The organism is Corynebacterium sp. MSK047 (assembly GCF_030232285.1).
GTDB classification, from domain to species: domain Bacteria; phylum Actinomycetota; class Actinomycetes; order Mycobacteriales; family Mycobacteriaceae; genus Corynebacterium; species Corynebacterium jeikeium_D.
The window spans coordinates 22400-43344 of record NZ_JASPJI010000023.1 but is presented as its reverse complement, the minus strand read 5'-3'; the positions used below and the strand labels follow the sequence as shown (position 1 = coordinate 43344).

Annotated in this window: 16 protein-coding genes and 1 tRNA gene; 5 read left to right on the top strand and 12 right to left on the bottom strand. The window is 59.0% G+C overall.

The features are described from left to right. Positions 1 to 199: 199 nt before the first annotated feature. Entirely contained in the window at positions 200 to 481 is a 282-nt protein-coding gene (locus tag QP981_RS09575) for a DUF3618 domain-containing protein (protein WP_038628049.1), read from the bottom strand. 150 nt (positions 482 to 631) lie between these two features. Here QP981_RS09575 and bcp point away from each other — a divergent pair, with 150 nt between their 5' ends. The 3 genes from bcp to QP981_RS09560 all read left to right on the top strand — a co-directional run bounded on the left by bcp (position 632) and on the right by QP981_RS09560 (position 3815). After that, a complete protein-coding gene (gene bcp, locus QP981_RS09570; protein ID WP_049172881.1) occupies positions 632 to 1159 on the top strand; it encodes a thioredoxin-dependent thiol peroxidase in 528 nt (175 codons plus the stop codon). Between the two features lie 75 nt (positions 1160 to 1234). Continuing rightward, positions 1235 to 1894, top strand: coding sequence for a TetR/AcrR family transcriptional regulator (locus tag QP981_RS09565; protein WP_502869568.1), 660 nt, complete (start codon positions 1235 to 1237; stop codon positions 1892 to 1894). Between the two features lie 160 nt (positions 1895 to 2054). After that, a complete protein-coding gene (locus QP981_RS09560; protein ID WP_187405214.1) occupies positions 2055 to 3815 on the top strand; it encodes a neocarzinostatin apoprotein domain-containing protein in 1761 nt (586 codons plus the stop codon). Between the two features lie 12 nt (positions 3816 to 3827). Here QP981_RS09560 and acpS read toward each other — a convergent pair whose 3' ends face one another. The 5 genes from acpS to QP981_RS09535 all read right to left on the bottom strand — a co-directional run bounded on the left by acpS (position 3828) and on the right by QP981_RS09535 (position 14756). Then, positions 3828 to 4232, bottom strand: a complete 405-nt coding sequence (gene acpS, locus QP981_RS09555) for a holo-ACP synthase AcpS (RefSeq protein WP_284857906.1) — start codon at positions 4230 to 4232, stop codon at positions 3828 to 3830. Beyond that, entirely contained in the window at positions 4229 to 13366 is a 9138-nt protein-coding gene (locus QP981_RS09550) for a type I polyketide synthase (protein ID WP_284857907.1), read from the bottom strand. The genes acpS and QP981_RS09550 overlap by 4 nt, the downstream gene beginning before the upstream one ends. 352 nt (positions 13367 to 13718) lie before the next feature. Continuing rightward, positions 13719 to 13916 (bottom strand): hypothetical protein, encoded by a 198-nt coding sequence (locus QP981_RS09545; RefSeq protein WP_016422270.1) that lies wholly within the window; start codon positions 13914 to 13916, stop codon positions 13719 to 13721. 182 nt (positions 13917 to 14098) lie between these two features. Then, entirely contained in the window at positions 14099 to 14518 is a 420-nt protein-coding gene (locus tag QP981_RS09540) for a hypothetical protein (RefSeq protein ID WP_284857908.1), read from the bottom strand. 156 nt (positions 14519 to 14674) lie between these two features. After that, positions 14675 to 14756 (bottom strand) — tRNA-Leu (locus QP981_RS09535). A 202-nt stretch (positions 14757 to 14958) separates the two neighbouring features. On the opposite strand from QP981_RS09535, the gene QP981_RS09530 reads away from it, so the two are divergent. Both QP981_RS09530 and QP981_RS09525 read left to right on the top strand, forming a co-directional pair. Then, positions 14959 to 15354, top strand: coding sequence for a hypothetical protein (locus QP981_RS09530; protein WP_016422268.1), 396 nt, complete (start codon positions 14959 to 14961; stop codon positions 15352 to 15354). A 33-nt stretch (positions 15355 to 15387) separates the two neighbouring features. Next, positions 15388 to 15741, top strand: coding sequence for a DUF3817 domain-containing protein (locus QP981_RS09525; RefSeq protein ID WP_005511118.1), 354 nt, complete (start codon positions 15388 to 15390; stop codon positions 15739 to 15741). Positions 15742 to 15763: 22 nt separating this feature from the next. On the opposite strand, the gene QP981_RS09520 is transcribed toward QP981_RS09525, so the two are convergent. From QP981_RS09520 to QP981_RS09495, 6 genes are all read right to left on the bottom strand, one after another. Further along, positions 15764 to 16465, bottom strand: a complete 702-nt coding sequence (locus QP981_RS09520; protein WP_070603398.1) for a non-canonical purine NTP pyrophosphatase — start codon at positions 16463 to 16465, stop codon at positions 15764 to 15766. Further along, positions 16462 to 17223, bottom strand: coding sequence for a ribonuclease PH (gene rph / locus QP981_RS09515; protein WP_049193334.1), 762 nt, complete (start codon positions 17221 to 17223; stop codon positions 16462 to 16464). The genes QP981_RS09520 and rph overlap by 4 nt, the downstream gene beginning before the upstream one ends. Before the next feature lie 68 nt (positions 17224 to 17291). Further along, positions 17292 to 18074, bottom strand: coding sequence for an MBL fold metallo-hydrolase (locus QP981_RS09510; RefSeq protein ID WP_048733014.1), 783 nt, complete (start codon positions 18072 to 18074; stop codon positions 17292 to 17294). A 73-nt stretch (positions 18075 to 18147) separates the two neighbouring features. Then, positions 18148 to 19014, bottom strand: coding sequence for a glutamate racemase (gene murI, locus QP981_RS09505; RefSeq protein WP_016422264.1), 867 nt, complete (start codon positions 19012 to 19014; stop codon positions 18148 to 18150). Positions 19015 to 19122: 108 nt separating this feature from the next. Further along, complete coding sequence (locus tag QP981_RS09500; protein ID WP_016422263.1) at positions 19123 to 19797, bottom strand: rhomboid family intramembrane serine protease; 675 nt, start codon at positions 19795 to 19797, stop codon at positions 19123 to 19125. A gap of 16 nt (positions 19798 to 19813) precedes the next feature. Beyond that, positions 19814 to 20917, bottom strand: a complete 1104-nt coding sequence (locus QP981_RS09495; protein ID WP_187400559.1) for a P1 family peptidase — start codon at positions 20915 to 20917, stop codon at positions 19814 to 19816. Positions 20918 to 20945: the final 28 nt, after the last annotated feature.

The window sequence follows — 20945 nt, the reverse complement described above, 5'->3', positions numbered from 1 at the left end:
TGCTTATATCCGCCCGATTTACCCAGCCTAATCAGCAGTAATGCTGAAAGTCAGACACACTTTTTGCTACTTAACCCAGCGTAGGCGCCAACTTGCAACCCTCGCTCGCACCCCACGCCTGACTCAAACAAGGGTTAGATACGCAAAAGCGCACGACCCCAGGCAACCACCCGAAGCGCGTGCGCTAATTACCGAAAAACTATTTAGCAGCAGTCTCAATCATCTCGCGAATGCGGTCAATTTCCTTGCTGCGATTGCGGTTGCGACGAATGCCCATTGCGATGCCACCAACAACAAGTGCGGCAACGACGCCCAGTGCTGCCTGCACCTTCGGCTCATTCAGAGCATCGAAAACACGGGTCTTTGCGTCATCCGCAACGTTCTTCGGATTCGTTCGCACGGTTAGCTCATCCAGAGTACGGGCGAGCTGGTTACGGTTACGCTCAATATCGCGCTGGATATCTTCAATGCTGCGAGCCACGTAAACTCCCTAAAAAGTTGAATATCTAAAGTGATTGTTCGCCTAAAAGACTAACACTTCCACTACAGCAACGTGGGCGAGCACGGGGAAAAACTCAACGCATTGCTTCAGAGTCGACACGCACCGCTCCAGAGTCGATACGATGAAGCCATGACTACTTCTTCCTCCAGCGACAAAGAATACGGCCAGAACAACATCCGTCTGGAAGCTGGCGACCCTGCCCCAGCGTTTACTCTTCTCAACGACGCCGAAGAGCAGGTTTCTCTGTCGGACTACGCGGGCAAGCCCGTGCTGATTTACTTCTACCCGCGGGCCAACACCCCAGGTTGCACCACTGAGGCATGCGACTTCCGCGATGAATCCGCTGCCCTGAACGATGCCGGCATTCCTGTCGTAGGTATTTCTCCGGACAAGCCGGCGAAACTCGCAAAGTTCCGCGAGGACCACGGCTTAAACTTCACCCTTCTGTCCGATCCGGACAAGGAAACCATGACCGCATTCGGCGCTTTCGGCGAGAAGAAGAACTACGGCAAGATTGTCCAGGGCGTCATCCGCTCGACTTTCCTGGTTAATGCCGAAGGAGAAATTGAAAAGGCCTGGTACAACGTTCGCGCCAAGGGGCACGTCCAGCGCGTACTGCGTGACTTGGGCGTGGAATCACAGGCTTCCGAAAGCTAACTAGCCGCAAGGCCTACTTTGACCCTGGCCCCAAACTCTCCTCCCACATCATCCCGATTAGACGGTTTCGTAGTAGTGACTCAATCCCAGGACGCACCGAATATTCTTCGTCCCCGTCGCACTCCGGCTCAGCAACGCAGCCGAGAGCGGTACGCACGCATGCTCAGCTCGGCACGCACAGTGCTCATCGAGCACGGGTTTGAGTCTTTCACTTTCGACGAAGTCGCTCGCATCGCAGATATCCCCATTGGCACGCTCTACCAATTCTTCGCAAACAAGTATGTGATGATCTGCGAGCTCGACCGTCAGGACACCGAGGCCGTCATCGAGGAAGTCTCACGCTTCGGCGAAACAGTCCCCACCTTGAAATGGCCGGAGTTTCTCTCGGAGTTCATCGATCACCTGGCAAAACTCTGGCGCGAGGACGTTTCCAGAAGAGCCGTATGGCTGGCTGTTCAATCAACGCCCGCCACACGCGCAACCGCAGAAGATACGAAGTCACGCCTGGTCACCGAGATTTCAAAGGTGCTGCGCCCGCTGGTGCCGTCGTCAAGCGATGCGGAACTGAACTTCATCTCCGACCTCATGATTAACGCCACGTACGCCCTGCTGAATTATGCGGTGGACCATCCGGGAAGCGATGCTGAGCGGGAAGCTCATTACGAGCTGACGGTGCAGGAAATCAAACGCATGACAATCTCTTATCTCATGAGCGTCGCGGAGGCAACAGACTAGAGAGCGCCCCTCGCCCACCTCGGCAGGGGCATTTATTGCCCTTACCAATACACGGAGGGTAGGCTTGCCTTAGTTATAGCTTTACTCTGGTCAGCGCGGTGGGGTTCCCTGTTTTTCGCCGCGCCTGCGCCGGAACTCCCAAACAGAATCAGAGGTTCACATGTCCACGACGCAGGGCGCTTTCCGACGGAGCCTGCTTCCCCGCTCTATTGTTCTAGCTTCGGCAATCGTAGTGAGTACGGGGTTCCTACCCGCAGTCCCCGCATCGGCACAGTCACTGCCATCGATTGGACAGCTCGGCGGTTCGCTCCCCGGCATCGGCGACCTTCTCGGCGGTAGCACCGATCAGTCTGAGCGCCAGCTCTCTGTGACCCCTGCCACCGATCTGTCCGACGGCGCCACCGTGACCATCAAGGGAGTCGGCTACCCCGCTAACGCAAATATTTACCTGGCCCAGACAATCGAGAAGCCAAAGTCGGGCTACCCTTCGACCTACGGCGAAGCGGCCAAGGTGACAGTCGGCGCTGACGGAAGTTTTACGCAGGAGATGAAGGTCGCGACCAGCTTTGGCGATGTCGACTGCACCTCCACCCAGTGCTACGTAGCCTCCTTTACTGCGTTCCCTAATCTTTCTGACCGCAGCAATGACCAGTGGGTCCCCATCACCTTCAAGGCGGGTGCTACTTCCCAGGCTGCTCAATCACAGGGTTCCACCAGCGCGGCACCGAGCGGTGGCCAGAGCACCGGTTCGGGCTCCCAGTCACAGTCGGGCTCGCAGTCACCGTCGCAGTCACGGGGTAACGCATCGGTGAGCCTGTCCAAGACCTCAGACTTGAACCCGAGCGGCGACACCATTCGAGTCGAAGGCAAGGGATTCAAGACCTCTGGACCGGGCATCTACGTCGGTATCGCGCAAAATGACCAGATGGATGTGACCAACGCCGATTCCTTCGGCCCGGATACCCAGTTTGTGTCTACCTCTCGCGGCAACTTGAAGTCCGACGGCAGCTTCAGCGTGGATCTTCCGGTCAGCGCGAAGTTCGGCACGGCAGACTGCATGCAGAACGCTTGCTCGGTCTACACCATTGCTGCTCACGGTTCTTCCGACCGCAGCCAGGACACGGCGACCGCGGTATCGTTTGCCGGCGGAGCTGCCAAGCAGGACGCTACCCTGCCCTCCGGCGGTGGCTCCTCACAGTCCGCAGGCAGCGCAAGCTCCGGCACCAGTGGCAGCACAGGGTCTAGTGGAACGAGTAGCACCAGCGCTTCCAGTGGCTCCAGCAGCTCCAACGGCAGCAGCTCCTCGACCGGCACCCCGTCGGTAAGCCTCTCCACCACGGAACTGAACCCATCGGGCAGCACCGCAATTACTGTCTCCGGCAGCGGATTCAAGACCAGCGGCAACGGCATCTACGTCGCAGTGGCTGAGAAGAACAAGTTCTCCACCACCAACGCTGATGCTTTCTCCGCCGCTGAGTTTGTGCGCACCTCCCAGATGTCCTCCGACGGCAGCTTCTCTACAACGCTCAATGTCGAGGCCGTCACCTCGGCCGCCAACTGCGTCGAAAATGACTGCGCGCTCTACACCTTTGCTGCTCACGGTTCCTCCGACCGCAGCCAGGACACGGCCACGGACCTCAGCGTCGGCGGCTCCGCCAAGGAACGCGAAGAAGCTGTGAAGACCGGTGCCTCCAAGACCGGAGAGTCCAAGGCCAGCGGCTCCTCCAAGGCATCTGGCAAGGCTTCCGCAAAGTCCAACGCTTCCGGCAATGGCCTCGACGAAGTTGATGTGCAGACTCAGCAGGCCGCGACCAACTCCCCGCTCCAAACCGCCGCAGTCGCCGGAACCGGCGCAATCCTGGGCGCGCTAATCTTCGGTGCCGGCATCCTGGTCGGTCGCCGTCAGAAGTCCGTCGATTAGCGCGGTGCCGGACTAGTCCAGGCGTACGACGGCGATTGCGTAGTCGCCGTCGTGCGAGATGCTTAACGACGGCCCCAGCTGCCACTCCTGATTGTGGAAATGGCGGCTCACAGCCCCGTGGAGACTGATGCTCACGCGACCGTAGGCATCCGGCTGCAGCTCTATTTCCCGCCAGTCCAGCTGATCTCGCGCAATCGGCGGTTGGCTGCCGAAGAGAGTCTGCGACCAGGCCTTGATGAAGGCTTCCTTCGCAGCCCAGCGGCCCGCTAAGTGACGCGCCAGCGCGCCGCCGACTGCTCCGCGGCGCCTAGCTACCAGTAGCTCCGCAGGTGTGAAAACAGCCTGCGCGAACTGACTTCCTGGCATATTCAGCTGCTCTTCGAAGCCCGGAATATAGACGAGGTCTACGCCAATCATGGCTGGAGGACACCATCGATTAGACGGGCGCCGTCGGAAAGCAGAACTGCCTTTTCCAATGCAGCAGGTGAACCGAACCGACCACCGTCCGCGAGGTTTCGCTCGTGTGGACGCTCGTAGAGAGCTTCCCCACCGTAAATAGCCTCATCAATGCGACGCAGACCAGCCGCTTCGCGGTTGTGCGCCGCGGACCGCCAACGCTCCGCAGCCTCATCGCCATCGTGCTGCACTATCGCTTGGTAGAAAGCTTCCGGGTGGACGACTGCCACCAGTGCCGAGACATGTCCGAACCCGAGCGAGGTAACAAAGCCAGCCTTCAGCGGCAACGTATTGCCGAAATTGACTGCCTTCGTTGGCCATACCAGACGCGAATGCTCAGCCAATGCGGGATCGACGCAGTCCAGCGATCGATTACCTGGCACAATGCCGCTGCGCAACACCTGGGTCAGACCAATGATCTGGAACGCTGCAGCACCACCCTTAGCGTGTCCCGTCAGCGATTTCTGAGAGACCACCAACAGCGGGTTAGAGCGCTCGCGACCGAGTTCATCTGCAATGCGTTCATGCAGTTCGGACTCATTTGGGTCGTTGGCATTGGTCGAGGTGTCGTGCTTGGACAACACCGCGACCTGATCCGCAGTGACATCGAGTGCTGCAAGGGCGCGAGCCAACCGAGACTTCTCGCCGCCCTGAGCGGCCGCTAGCGCGCCCAAACCCGGCGCCGGAATGGATGTGTGCGCGCCGTCGGCGAAGGACTGGGCGTATGCGACGACACCGAGCACGGGGAGCCCCATGTCACGGGCGATGTCTCCGCGAGCCAACAGCACCGTGCCACCGCCTTGCGATTCCACAAAACCTCCGCGTCGACGATCGTTCGGCCTGGAGAAGTACTCATGCTCGATGCCTTTGTTTTCCATGGTGGCGGAGTCAGCTGTGGCGGCCATGTCGCCGAAACCTGTGATTCCCTCTGTGGATAGGTCATCAAAGCCACCCGCGACAACAAAATCTGCCTTACCCAGGGCAATCTTGTCGACGCCCTCCTCCACCGACACCGCTGCCGTCGCACAGGCTGCCACAGGGTGAATCATCTGCCCGTAGCCACCGACATACGACTGCATAACATGGGCGGCAATAACATTTGGCAATGCCTCTTGCAGGACGTCATTGGCTCGCGGTTGCCCCAGCAGACCGTCGATGTAAAGACTGCGCAGCGACTCCATCGCACCAATACCTGTGCCCTGTGTCGACGACACTCGCGCCGGGTTGACCGCTTCCAGCAGTTGCGCTGGGCTAAAGCCCGATGACAGGAACGCATCAACAGTACAGACGATGTTCCACAAGCTCACGCGGTCCAGATTGTCCATCATGTCTGCCGGAATACCGTAGCGTGCCGGGTCAAAGCCCTGCGGAATTTGACCGCCAACATAGCGGCTCATCGCCATTCGGCGTGGAACCTGAACTGGCGTGCCAGCGGCCCGTGTCACAAGCCACTGCCCTGTCTCGGCATCGAAGCTCGCAGTGGTGTTGTCCGGGTTGGAACTGACAAAAGTCTCCGCTGCCGCGCGGTCACGCACAGCAAAGCTCAACGCACGATCCAGGTAGACCGTGGTCAGCTCAGTCATCGTATTGTCAACCAAATCGCCATCATCGGCGTAACGACGCACACCAACTCGCGCCAGTACTTCATCGCGGTAGCGCGTAGCAATGTCGCTTTCTGCCAACGGTTGCCCGTCGGCATCGCGCCAGCCACCCTCATAGGAAATCAGCCCCATTGACCAGGCTAATTCCACAATTCCTGCTGCAGAAATATCATCGACTTCAGCCTCAAAGCGCGTCCGGGAAGAACCGTACGGCCCAAGCTCACCGGCGCCCACAATGACCACCATGTCCTCCGGAGCCGCTGCGATGTCACCAAAGGTCGGTGTTGTCTGCGCAATTGGTCGGCGTGGGCTTGGCAGACCGCTCAGAACACGGCTTGACGACGGCTCCTGCGAACGCGCCCCGCTAGAGATCTCAGAGTTTTGAGCTGCTGGGGCAGCCGCCTGTGCAGCCTCCTGCGCCAATTGCGCAATGTTGAGGTCGACGTCACCCAATCCGCCGGTGAGATCGGCCTGAATCGGGCGGGTTTGTGCCTTCTTCCGAGCCTCCGAGCTCGCGAGCTCAATGAGTTCAGCTGCCATTTCTTCGGTGGAGAAGGTGCGTACTCCCTTTGCTTCCACTGCAGCAACCAATGGGTCGTTTCCACCCATCAGGTTGGTGCCTCGAACCCAACCAATCTGTGCATGAGCCAGAGTGGTGCGGGTGCGCCAAGCGTCCTCCACATTCCAGCGCGCCACCACGGCGTCGAGTGCGGCCTTGGCTTCACCATAGGCACCATCACCGCCGAAGCGACCACGGTTCGGTGAACCCGGCAGCACCACATGCAAACGATGCTGCAGATTATTGTCCCCGCCGAGTGCTGATATCCCTGCGATGAGTCGTTCCACCGACCACAGAAGCAGACGCATTTGGGTCTCGGACGCAGGACCGGCGTCGGCAAGCGAACCTGAGACCGTAGGCGCCGCGAACGGGAATAGCAGCGTCGGTGACAGCGCGGGCTTGGTCACGACCACTTCCGCACCAATCGTCGTAGTCTGCTCGGTTCCGATCCAGTCGATAAGGGAATCCAGGTCCTGGAAGCTGGACAGGTTCGCCGGTACCACCCACAGCTTCGCCTCGCCCTGCGCATGCATACGGTAGAGCTGCTTGTAGAAGCTCAGGCGCTCATGTCCCAGGCGTGAGGTAGTGACAACAACGGTTGCGCCCTGAGACAACAACTGTGCAGTTACGGCGGAGCCAATCGAATTTGGCGATGCACCGGTAACAACAGCGATGTCGGCATTCATCGGCAGTTCATCCACATTCGTGATGGCCTCATCCGACAGCTGTCGGTAGATACTCGCCAACTGTGCCCGCCCTGCCTCGTCTGCCTTGGCAGCCCACCACTGTGCCTGCTCGACTGCGGTTTCGTGGATACTGCCCGGCGCGGTGTCAGCCACGTCTTCATCAGTGGCTGCCCAGAGGCGTGCTAGGTCATCGCGGGAGGTGGCCCAGCGGTCGTCGAGAAGCACTGCCTTGGTGGGCGTAAACGTCGGGGTGACCAGCTTCGGCCAGTCCGCACCGAGTTCAGCAGTGACGAGATTTACCAGGTTGCTGTCGGCGTCTTCGGCATCGAAGTCAATGGCACCGGTAATCTCGTGGCCGAGTTGCTCCAGAATCGTGCGTGCAGCGGTGGCAAGAATACCTTGCTGGCCTGTCAGTTTATCTGCAAACTCAGTGAGTGCAGCCGAGTCGACCATTCCAGCGCTACTGTCGCTTGCCGACGGCTTAGCGACAGATACACCTCGCTGCGCGGCGACCGCAAGGATTGCTTCATCGATCAGCTGGTTGAGTTCAGCAGTACTGGTTGGGGCGGCCGGCGCCAGATGCGCAAGATCACCACCGCGCAGGGATGCGCCCTCGCGAGTACCGAGCATGATCTCGGCGCTAACTGCGGTTGCCCACCCCTTGCCGAGCTGCCATTCATCGGCCACATAGTCATCGATGTAATTCGCGCCTGCACCGGCAGGACCGGTAATCCGGCGAATACCGTCGGCAATGGCTTCGGAGAGAATCGGGCCGAATGCGGAATATCCACTGGCCAAGCTATCAATCTTGTCCTTTAGATCAGCCAGTTCCGCATCTGCGGCCCCTTCGATTGAACCGAGGTCGAATTCGACTCCGAGATCGAGCAGCAGTTGATTGCGTCGAGATGAGACTCCATCGACCAGAGTCTCAATGGAGTCGGCGGCACCGAGCTGGTCGGGACGTACCTTCGTCCATTGGCAAATAAGAACTTCCAACGCTTCTGCCGGGCTGACTGCGATATCAGCAACTTCGGCAGCCGGAGTGGCAGCACTCGTGATCGTGGTTGCCTGTTCGGTCGCCGCGAGTTGGTCGACAGATACTGCCGGCTCCGCTGCTCCTGCTGCTCCCGCTGCTCCTGCTGCTCCAGATAGAGCCTGCGCCGCGTCCTGCTCCGGTGCCACCTCCGACGCGGGCTCAGTCTTTTCCGGCTGAATTTGGTCGCGCATAAACACTGCATCAGCATCACGTTCGAGATTGAGCACTCGAATGTCACGGCTACGGTGACGGGGCAGCTGGCAGGTACGGGCAGCCAGGTTTGCCAGTGTGGGCGCTGTACCTACACCGACTTCAATAATGCGGCTGACACCGAGATCCTCAAGCAGCAGATCCTGCGTTTCGATCCACCTCACCGGTGAGCAGAATTGCCAGGCCAGCAGCTCGACCAGCAACATGCGAGCCAGACGTGCCGGGTTTTCAGCGGCAGAATCGAAATCGGCAAGGATGTTTTCCAGAATGTCTGAGTCGACGACTGCAGCCATCTGGCGGACGAACTTCTCGGTCAGTTCAAAAGAGGTCGCGGTGAGATTCGGGATATAGCGTCCCACCAGGCGTTCTGGAGCGATTTCCGCTGGCAGCAGCCGCTCCAGGTGTTTACGGAAGGAATCCACACCGTCGCGTAGGACACTGGAGTGGAATGGCACATCAATACCTGGGATACGCACGTATCCCTTGCCGTCCGAGCTGCGTCGCTCGCACTGTTCAGCCAGTGCCGCAAGGCCCGCGACGGTGCCGGCGACGGCGTACTGCTTGCCTGCCAGGTTGAGATTTACGACTTCGAGGAACTCACCGGTTTCCTGCGACAACCGATTAACAAACTCGGTGACCTCGTCCTCGCCTACGCCAATCTTGTCCGGACGCAGGGCGCACAAACCATAGTTGGACCTCCCCTGCTCATCACGTTCGACCAGTTCATGCATGGTCAAACCGCGGCGGTAGACAACCTCCAACACGGCATCTGCGTCAAGCGCACCAGCGAAAGCCGCCAGCGCGTTGTACTCACCGACAGAGTGTCCCGCAAAGTGAGCTGTTTCATCCAGCAGCCCTGCTTCACGGAGCTCCGCAACCTGCGCCAGCCCCAACGTCGCCATCGCAACCTGGGTGAACTGAGTCAGATTCAGGACACCTTCTGGGTGGAAATAGCGCACACCATCCACGACCACCTCTACCGGGTTGTCCCGGACAATAGCCAGTACGGAAAAGCCAAGCTTCTCTCGGGTCATCGCATCAGCCTGGTCCCACACGCGGCGGGCCGCTACGCTGCGAGTCCGAGCAGACAGCCCCATCCCCTGTGATTGAATCCCCTGGCCAGGGAAGACATATGCGGTCGTCGGTGCGGCAATTACAGCAGTGGCAGTCAGTACCAGCTCGCCCTCTACTGTGGCCGTGACTTCACGGACTTCACCGGCGCCTGGACGGTCATCAAAACCACGGCGTTCGACAGAGAACTTCACTTCCTGGCCAGGTAGAACCGGACTCAGCATAGTCGCAGTGAACTCAATCACCCGATTGCCAATGCCGGCATCCGACGTGGCAACAGCCGCATGCTCGGCCATCGCCGACAGCCACATTCCATGGACAATAACCCCTGGTAGACCAGCTAGCGCTGCTGCCCGGGAATCGACGTGGATAGGATTGCGATCGCCTGTGACACAGCTAAATGGCTCCATCGCCTTAGGCGCTTCCACGGTCAAGGCACCGCGGAAACTCCGTGGCGTATCCGTGACCGTTGGAAATGGCACAGTATTGGTCCGCGCTGTCTCGCCGCCGTTTCGGCCACGAATGGCAAAGCGTTCACTCAAGGTGGCGAGCAGCGTATCGCCATCACGAACCTCCGCGCGCACCACAACTAGTCGCCCTAAGTCCGTATCAACGACCTCGTCGACACGCGCACTAATCCGCAACGTTGTGGTTTCCTGAGGCAGAGCCCCAATCATACGAATGTGATGCTCAAGGTGAACAAGCGCGAGCATGCCCTCAACAACATCAATGCCGGTCTCAGTACGCGCCTGCGCGACTGCCGCAAAAATCGCTGGCCAAGCATGCCCGACCAACGCGTCCGGCACCGTCGCCTGCGACTCATCGCCGGCAGCTGCAATAGTGACCGCATCGTAGTCAGCCATCGCCATCGGATCCCACTCGGATTCCCACTCCGCGACCCCATCGACGATGTTTGCAAGCTCACCGCCAGCCGCGATTCGCGTCAGCTCCCGCATCGCGGCTGCCGCATCCTCGTGCTTGACGACGGGCACTGCGCCCACCGCTGCACTCTGGCACAGGCGAATTCGCAGTTTCGTATTCTCACCCGCAGCATCGGGCAGCGGAACGGTCAGCTGTGCCCAGACGAGCTCCTCCCCACTCTCATCATTGCTGCCATCAGCTCCAATGGTCTCCAAAATGGCACCGGTTCCTGAGTGTTCCAGGCGTTGCGAACGAGAGACATCACTTGCATCAGATACACATACCCACTCATGTTCCGCGCCAAGTGCCAGCGCCGGATTCGGCTGCTGTCGGCCAGCCCACCAAATCACAGGTGCTGCGAGCATCCGGCTGAGGGCGTCAACAGGTGCCTCCGGCAGGTAGCCGGTATCCGTCAATGCCTGTGCAGTAGCTTTTTCAAACCGACCCAGAATTTCCGCTACTGGCTCATTCGCGCGGGTAATGCCCGAAACAGCCTGCGGCCCTGGGATGATGCAGACTTGGTCCGCATCGTAGCGAGAGTCATGCGCCTGCCATAGGGAGTCCGATCGCCACCAGCGACGAACCTCATCATCGATAACCGGAACGAATGGCACAGGTTTGCCAGGTGTGCGGCAGAGCTCAGAGATAAAGAAGGTGACATCTGCTGGGTGGAGCTGGGTATCCAGATCCAGCAGGCCGGACAGTCGCGAGATTTCGTTCTGCGGCTGGGTGCGCAAGCTGTCGCCGTCGGCAAGCGCGTCAAACGTGCCCGCGTCGACTGCATTCAGTCGTGCCTCTACGCGGTCGACGAGTGCGACGAAGCGCGTCGACCACGTTGGATCGAGGAACGTCCCTTCGGGCGCACACAGTTCGAGATAGCGGTTCAGCACCTCGGCATACGTCATGGTGCTGACATCTCCGAAGTACGGCTTCGCGGTGGCGTTAATCGCCTCGATGATCTCTGCGCGTCGTTCAGTCACCTTAGTGAGGTCACCTGCGACTTCGTCAAGCAATCTGCCTGCGCGTGCTGCGGCGTTATCAATTTCGTGGATATCAGCACCCAACTGGCTGCGCCCCGACGCCATGCCATCCATGGCGCTACCAGCGGGAATCCAGTTGTCAGTGCCGACGGTGTCGACCAGCATCTGTTTCACGGACTCAGAGGCGGTCGACTCCTTGGCTGCCATCGCAGCTGTGCCGATGATGACAGCATCGACCGGCATCGGCGCCAATCCGTACCGTGTCGACCACGTGCCCATCAGATAATCACGGGCCTGTTCTGGCTTGCCGATACCGCCGCCAACAGCAAGCACCACATCTCGCTTGCGGATCTTTGCGTAGGTGTTAATTAGCAGGTCATCGAGGTCTTCCCAGGAATGGTGGCCGCCGGCACGCCCACCTTCAACCTGCATGATGATTGGATACGGTGTGCCCTGCTGCGCCAAGGTGTCTGCAATTTCGAGCACCGACTCGATTTGTGCGATTGTGCCCGGTTTGAAGGAGATATGCGGAATCCCGCCCTCACGCAGCTGCTTTACTAGCTCAACTGCCTCGTCCACCTCGGGGATTCCCGCGGAGATGGTGACTCCATCAATCGGTCGCCCCGCTGCCACTGCGCGCGGGAGCAAACGGCGGCTTCCAATGTGCAAACCCCACAGGTACGGATCCAAAAACATGGTGTTGAACTGTGCACTGCGCCCCTCCTCGAGCAGATCGGAGAGTCGCGCCACATTAGCCTCGAAGATTTCCGGCGTGACTTGGCCGCCACCGGCCAGCTCCGCCCAGAACCCCGCATTCGCAGCAGCCGCCACGATCTCAGGGTCAACGGTTGTCGGGGTCATACCGCCGAGCAGAATTGGCGAGCGCCCGGTCAACTTGGTGAACTTCGTCTCGACACGGGGCTTGTCTCCAGTGACCAGACGCGGCGCAAACTCCAGCCACGATGTCGGATGCTCAATGTCGCTCTCAGACAGGACGCCCCTACCCGCAGCTGTCGCCGCAGGAATCACCGCCACGCCATAGCCTTCAGCGTTACGTTCTGTCAGCTTGACGACGCCTGTGTTCGGCCCCAAATCCAAAATGGTGGTTGCTCCTTGGTCGATGAGCCCCCGTACCTCGGCGCTCCAGTCACTGGGGTCAACCAAGATTGCACGCGCAAGCCGGTCCGCCGTTTCCGCATCTAGCCCAATGCGCTCAGCTCGCTCCACTACCCATGCCACAGCAGGTACCAGCGCTGGGTGATGGAATGCGCCACTAACTGGCAGAACTGTACATTCGACTTTCCGACCCTTCGGCTGCTGCGTTGTGAGCTGCTCTGCCAGCTGGTCTAGTTCATCCTGCTTGCCGATAACTACGCTGGTAGTCTGCGTATTCTTCAGACCGATGACACAGCCCTGGGGGAGGAAAGGCTCCAACTCCTCGACCGTCAGGCCAGAGATACTCATCATCGGCGCGCGCCCAAATCTGGCTACTCGGCTTCCGCGCGCACACGCCACACCGATGAGGCGAGCTAGCGCCAGAAGCTCTGCTGCCTTCTCTGGGCGAGCGACAATCTCAGCGGCAAGAACACCTTGCGAATGACCGGTTACCGCTACCGCTTCGGTGATATTAATTCCCTGCTTTTCCAGCAACTCGACAATGCCCAACTGTGCCAAGACGATGCCCGGGACGCTGACCGCAGGGTTGGTTGTATCTCCGGTAAATGGCTCGTCTGTAACGAGTGAGATTGCCCAGCCGAAGGGGTCGAAACCTGCGGGAAGCTGGCCGATGAGATCGTCGTCAAGCGGTGCGAGCAGTTCCTCAGCGCGAGTGAAAACTTCCCGTAGTTTCTTTGAGTTGCCACTGGCCATGACGCTGGAGAGAGTGTCCAGCCATGGTTGCGATTGACCGGCGAAAGTGACTGCAAAAGTACCCAGGTCTGGAGCAGTTACGACATTGGTCTGCAAAGTGGCGAGTTTTTCGTATTTCACGTGGCTGAGGTCCTTGTCTTGTGGAGTACGAAATGAAAACATCTTTTGTTTCCAAATCCTTGCCAGGACACTATGCCATAAATCATGAGGAATCCATCATGTTTTTCTCGCACGGTTTCGCGGCGCCATCAACGCGAAGATAATTTGTAGCCCCAAAACGAGAGGCTGAACACGGCTGCGAAATCAGCGAGTACAACGCGTCGAAAGCGCAAGAACTTCGCAGGTAGGAAACAGTGTTCCCCTGTCGAGAAGTTGCTTGCGCTTCACCACTCTGGCAGCGCCGGCGGTGGAAAATAAAACCCGGGAGACCGAGCCAATTTATGCCCAATCGGTGATGAACATCACACCCGGAATGCGTGTCAATGGGCGCCGAGAACGCTCAATCTTTCCTCGATTAATCGCCTAGCATATCCAGAATTGTGGACTCCGCTTCTTCTAAGCGCCGCTCTGACTCTTCAAGGTCCTGCTGCGACTTACCATCGCGCTCGACCTTGCCGTCGAAGATTGCGCAGGGATCATCGTTGACCACAGTGTCGTCGGGAACTATGCCACGACGCGCCATGTACTCATCCAGATGCATCGAGATGCTCATGTTGCCTCCCTGCTTCCACCTTACGATTCAAGATACGATTCGATTAGCGTCATTGTATCGACAGATTCGATTGCCCTACGCAGTGGAATGAGCGAACAAAGGTTTCCCAGAATGGCACTCACGCGCGCTGTGCGACTGCCCCGACTTGCGTTCCCCTTCCCGATGCGAAAACTGTCGCAGGTCTACAGCTGGTCTGGCGGCCACGGCTTTCCATCGGGGAAATACCGGTCAAATTTCCAGCCCAGACGGAACGGGAGCACGAACTTTGGCGGGCAGTTGTTGGCCTCCCACATTGTCTCCGGCTTAGCTGCGTGTTCAGCCACCTTACGGTCGGTGTACACCCCGTGACATATAGGGTCGTAGTAGTCTGGCTCGTCAATCTTGTGGGCGGGCGTACCACTAAATACCCCGTAGAGAATCTGGTCGCGACTATTGACCTCGACCTCGAAATCTTCCCAGGTACCAATCATGTCGCCAGGTTGTGCACGCCACCAGTCGTCTATCTTGCGGGCGGTCTCCTCGGACTCGACGAACCCGCCGAGAGGTTCAGTGTTATCCGGATAGCGGGGATAAACGACGCAGACAACAATTTTCATAGTCATGGTTCTACACCGTGCACGGGAGATTAGCGACCTTGGAATAGCTTCGGGCGGGAAATGGGGCAGATTTTGGGCACGCAGCGTAATGAGGGCGAAAAATCTGGCGGGCTGGAGAACGAAAACACCCCGTGACCTGCATAGTCACGGGGTATTTATGTGTGCGCCTGGGGAGACTTGAACTCCCACGCCCTAAGGCACTGGAACCTAAATCCAGCGCGTCTGCCAATTCCGCCACAGGCGCCCGTCGCGAATCCGTGACAGTTACGTACAGTCCCCGTAAGCATGGACTACCTATTAGCCACCTACAGGCACAACGAACTTTCACAGCTCATTTGGACTGTACACACTTTAACGGGTTTGCCGCAGATTTCCTAATGTCCCATCCCCTGCCTATCCAGCGAGCGCGCTAGCTTGGCAGGTCACGGACTAGCTATGGTGGTTATGTGTCCACTTCACAGCATTCCAATACCACTGACAAGCCAGCGAAGATTCCCACTCGTACCCGCGTGGTGCAACTAATCTTCTTGGCTCTTGCAGTCGGCGCCACTCTTGCACTCGCCTACTGGCAGCTCAGCAGGTGGAACACAACCAGCTCATTCCAAAACCTGGGCTACGCACTGCAGTGGCCAGCTTTCGGCCTGTTCTTTATTTGGGCCTACCGCAAATACATGGAGTACGAACGCGAACGCCTGAGCGGCAATAGCGAGGCCGCATTTGAGGCTAAAGACGATGTCATGACGGAAATTCCAGACGAATTCCTGCCGACCAACCCAGATGGCTCGCGAAAGGTGCAGCGTGTGGATGAGACACAATCGACGGATTCTGGCACCAACGCCTAGGCGATAACTGCTTATTCGAGAAAAGGACTTTTAGTGACCAACATCAATCCAGATCGTCAAGAGCGCGTAAGGAAGGCACTGACGTACTTCTCCGTCACCGCCTACTTCACGGGTGTGATGCTGCTCTTGCTGTGTGCCGAGATGATTTACAAGTACCTCATCCTCGACAACTCCGCCGACGCGCCGCGGTGGTTCTTCTACACCGCCCAGATTCACGGCTTCGGCTACATGGCATTCCTCATTGCCACCGTAAACCTGGGTACCAAGGCCCGCTGGGAACCAGCAAAGTGGATTATCACCGCGCTCGGTGGCGTGGTCCCGTTCCTCTCCTTCTTCGTCGAGAAGAAGCGTCGTGAGGAAGTCGAGACCGCTTTCCAGCTGAAGTAGCGGGCTCTCGGCAGCCCGAGGGCTACCCCTTAGCCTCAACCTCAGCCAGAATTTTCAGCGCCGGAGTCAAGGCACGCAGTGCACGCCCCCTGTGGCTAAAAGCGTCCTTGTCTTCGGCGCTCATTTGTGCCGCAGACAAGGCCCCCTCAGCTTCGTTGCCCTCACCAACTGCGGGCGCGAACACCGGATCGTAGCCGAACCCATTGTCCCCAACAGGTTCGCGCAGAATGGAGCCAGGCCAGCGCCCCTCCACAACCAGCAGCAGATTACCGGCTTCATCGAGGACGGCTGGGAAACCGCCGTCGGCAAGCGCGGACGGCACCTCCTTGACACCGGGGACGACCAACGCGCAGGCGGTACGGAAGGACGCCGTACGACGCTCATCTGGGCAGTCCCCCATCTGGGCGAGCAGCAGCTCGTAGTTAGCGACATCGTCACCGTGAGTGCCGGACCAGCGCGCCGAGAGCACACCCGGCATGCCGTTTAGCTCATCGACGCTGAGCCCCGAATCGTCTGCCAAGCACGCGTAGCCGGTGTGTGTCGCACCATCGAAAGCCTTGATGTAGGCGTTGTCCGCAAAAGTGCGACCGGTTTCGGGGCGCTCTGGGTACTCCGGGACGTCGCTAAGCGAAAGAAGTTCCACCGAATCAATACCCGCCGCACGCAGGATGCGGTCGAGCTCGACTAGTTTTTTAGAATTTCGGGTAGCGACGAGGAGCTTCACGGCAGCTCACCCGGGTACGGCGCACGCAGAACTTCCTGCTGCAGGGCAACGAGCTCACGCAGACCCTTTTCCGCCGAGTCGAGCATGTCATTCAGCTGACCTCGGTCAAAGGTGCCTTCCTCGCCAGTGCCCTGGATTTCGACGAACTTACCCTCTGCGGTCATCACCACGTTGAGGTCGACCTCAGCGCGAGAGTCCTCCTCGTAAGGCAGATCCAGGCAGACACGGCCATCAATAATGCCAACCGAAACAGCTGCGACTGGTGCCTTCAGCGGGGTGCCCGGAACTGCACCCGCTGCATGCAGGTAGGTCAGGGCATCAGCCAGCGCGACGTACGCACCGGTGATGGAAGCGGTTCGGGTACCACCATCCGCCTGCAGAACATCACAGTCGATGTTGATGGTGTTCTCACCGAGTTCCTTCAAGTCGATAGCAGCTCGCAAGGAGCGACCGATCAGACGGGAAATCTCGTGAGTGCGACCCTTGACCTTGCCGCGCATTGACTCGCGGGGCATGCGCTCGTGGGTAGAGGCCGGCAGCATGGAGTACTCAGCGGTCAACCAGCCCTCGCCGGAGTCACGCTTGAATCGTGGCACCGACTGTTCGACGGAAGCGGTGCACATTACACGCGTATTACCGAAAGTAACCAGCACAGAACCGGCCGGATTGTCGGTGAAGCCGCGAGTGATGGTCACCTTGCGCATTTCATCAACCGCGCGTCCATCGGCACGGCGAAAATCGGAATTAGCTGTAGTCATGCCAACTACCCTACCGCCCGGCGCGAAAGCGGTGCGACAGCTGTACGGAAACCCGGTAGTCGCTGAGACTAGCCGCCTAGATCCATGCCCAGGTAGGCCAATTCAACGTCACCGGCAAAGGTACTCTTCGCAGCACGTAGTGCTTCTTCACCGTCGGCGTATGGCGGAATGTGAGTCAGCACCAACTTCTTAACCCCCGCCAGCGTCGCTGCCTTTCCGGCCTCGTAGCCCGTCAGGTGCATATCCGGTGGGGTGCCCTCTTCGTTGCTGCACCATGTGGCTTCACAGATGAAGATATCCGCATCCCGCGCCAGCTCCACCAATTCATCGGTCCACGCAGTATCTCCGGTGTACGCAATGGTCAGACCATCTGCTTCAATGCGATATCCAACAGCTGGCACCGGGTGGACCATGTTATACGGCGTGACGACGGCGCCTCCGTCCGCTTCGCCCCCACCGACTAACAGTGGCTCACCGGGGTTACTCACAACCTGATCAAAAGTGTCTTCCAGGTTGGCATCTTCTTCACTTCCCAGTGCTTTGCACATGGTGCCTATCCGGTCGTGAATGTCTCCGGGGCCAACCAGGAGATTCCGGGAACTCGCCGGGGCTGTCGGGTGGAAGCGACGCCAGACGAGCAGCCCTGGAATGTCTGCAGTGTGGTCTGGGTGCACATGAGTTAGTAACAAATCACAAGCTGCAGGATCAGAGATCTTCTGCAATTCGGCGAGGACACCGGGACCCAAATCAATGACAAAGGTTCGACCGTTATCCAGCTCAATGAGGTAGCCAGATGCTGGCGCCGATGGGCCACCCATGCTGCCTGTACATCCCAGAACCTTCAATCGCATACTTCAAGCTTGCCATGTAATTGATCAAAAACGAGCAAAAAACCAATGGAGTGTCTGGATTTAATAAGAAAGGTCACATTTGGGAATGCATAGTGACCTGGCTAATACCCGGCCCAAGGAAGCGCTTTGCCAGGGATGCAAAAACTTGCGGATCTCCAGTGGATTCGAATGTGCGCACAGGGTTCGGATTACTCTCCGGGTCAGCGAGCATGTCGGTCTTTGTGAGGATGCGCAGAACATCCTTCGACGTCTCCTCCGCCGACGACACTAGGGCGACGTCCTCCCCCATAGCCAGCTGAATCACACCAGACAGCAGCGGATAATGGGTGCAGCCCAGAACGAGGGTGTCTACACCATCGGCCTGCAATGGCGCGAGGTAGCCCTCCGCAAGTCCCAGAATCTGGCGACCAGAGGTGATTCCTCGCTCGACAAAGTCCACGAATCGCGGGCAGTCGACCGCAGAGACATCCACGCCAGGCACTGCATCAAAGAGATCTTGGTAGGCACGAGAGCGAATTGTGGCGGCGGTACCGATTACGCCGACTTTTCCATTCCTGGTGGTCGAGACCGCACGGCGCACAGCGGGCAGAATGACCTCGACTACTGGGACTGGGTAGCGCTCGCGGGCATCACGCAAAAATGCGGCCGAAGCCGTGTTGCAGGCAATGACAATCATCTTGCAGCCGCGTGCAACCAGTTCATCGGCAATCGCTTCCGCGTGCTGACGAACCTCGGCGATGCGCAACGGGCCGTAAGGGCCGTTGGCAGTATCGCCGATGTACATAATCGACTCGTGCGGCAGCTGATCCATGATGGCACGTGCCACTGTCAGCCCACCGACGCCGGAGTCAAAGATGCCAATCGGCGCTGTTCGGTCGGGGAAGCCGCTATCCTGCGCTGTCAGCTGATTGACTGCCTGAGTTTCTGCTCCTGCTCCCACCGCTATCTGGACTCCTCATATCGTTGGTCAAACACCGAAGCTCCTATTCTAGGCCGATTTCGTCAGGAGCTGATGCCACGTACCTCGGGCTCTTAGCGACGTGCACTCTTAGCCACGTGCACGACCGCGCTTAAACATCACCGCAGCCCAGATGCCCGCAAGCCCACCGAAGAGGTGCATCTGCCAACTAACAGCCATCTGTGTTGGCAGCACTCCCCAGATAAGACCCGAATACATCGATGCCAGAATCACGCCCAAAATAATCTGCATCACCCGACGATTCACGAAACCGCGTACGACCAAAAACGCCAGCCAGCCGTAAATCAGGCCGGACGCACCGATGTGGACGGTATTTACACCGCCGACCAGCCAGGTCAGACCGCCACCAACGACCGTAATCAAGAGTGTGACCTGCCAAAATAGCCGCTTCGACGACATTGCAATCAAACCGGCGAACAACGCCCCGGGCAGAGAGTTCGCCACAATGTGCCCGTAATCTGCGTGCAGCAGCGGTGCGGTCAAAATTCCCCACAGCGTCGAGGTTTCGCGTGGGCGCACACCGAAGTTGTTCAGCGCCCCACCAAAGATGAATTCGTTGACAAGAAAGACCGTCCAGATAAGTGCCAGGTACCCAATAGCCGTACTGATGGCCGCCCCGAGCCCGCCGTCGCGATCCTGTGGAACAATCTGATTATTCCGCCGCGTCTGCACGGGACCGCCCATCGGGTACTGCGCATAGTTCTGGTAATTCTGCTGTTGTCCCGAGCTCCATTGCGGATTCATTGGCGAACTTCCTTCACTACTTGTCCAGCATCTCTGACAGCGCGGCTACTCCCGCGCGTCCCGTTGCACTCATCACGGCATCGACAATAGCCATCTGCACCGCATCGGCCGCCATCGCAGCCAACAGGGCCACCACATCCGAGCCCACGGGTTCAGCGTTTCCGCTATCCGCCGCCTCGGCCGAGCTGAGGGCAAACAGCGTGTCACCGTCCATCGGCGCATGAGCCGGCCGAATCGCTCGCGCCAACCCGTCATGACCGCACATCGCCAACCGCTTCAACTGCGCAGTTGTCACCGGCGCATTGGTTATCAACGTGCCAATCGTTGTGTTTCGCGTGCTTGCCGACGATTCCCCGTGTCCAGCCGCATCGGCGAGAATCTTGGTCCTACCGACGAAAACCTGGTCCAGCTGGGCCAATGCCTCCTTGCTGGCACCGGCAGCCGCGGGCATTCCGTAAAGGTGTCCCTCCGGGTCAATGACCGCACCAAAGGAGTTGACCACCATTGCGGCAGCCACAAAGTACTTACCATCGGCGGAGGTCACACGGGCTTGTCCAAAACCACCCTTGATTGCCCCGGCCATAGCGCCGACACCGGCACCTACTGTCCCGGAGGGAGTGTCCTCCGGGACGTCGTCAAGCGCGTGAGACAACGCCTCGCGCCCTAGTGCAGCGGTGGGCAGCGTCGGCTCCCCCAACAGCAAGTCGAAGATGACAGCACCGGGAACGATGGGCACGAGGATATCCGGACGAGTTGGGGTGACCTCAAAGCCAATGCCGCGGTCGCGCAGTTCGCGCATAGCTCCGTCGGCAGCTGCGAGGCCGTACGCGGAGCCGCCAGCCAAAACGACAGCGTGGGCGCGTTCGACGGTATTCTCCGGTGCGAGCAGGTCGGTCTCGCGGGTGCCCGGACCGCCGCCGCGGACATCGACAGCGCCGATCGCACCGCCTGGAGCGGCGATGACGGTGACTCCGGTATCCCCCTCAGCAGCATGGCCGATGGAGATGCCGTCGATGGAGTCGAGACAGCCTGCGCCGATGTCGATGCTCGTGCCCAGCGCAGCACTGCTGGCTTGGTGTCGAATGTCGGTGGGGCTGATTGCGAAGATCTCAGAATTCATTGTCGACCACGGCACCTTTCACCACAGT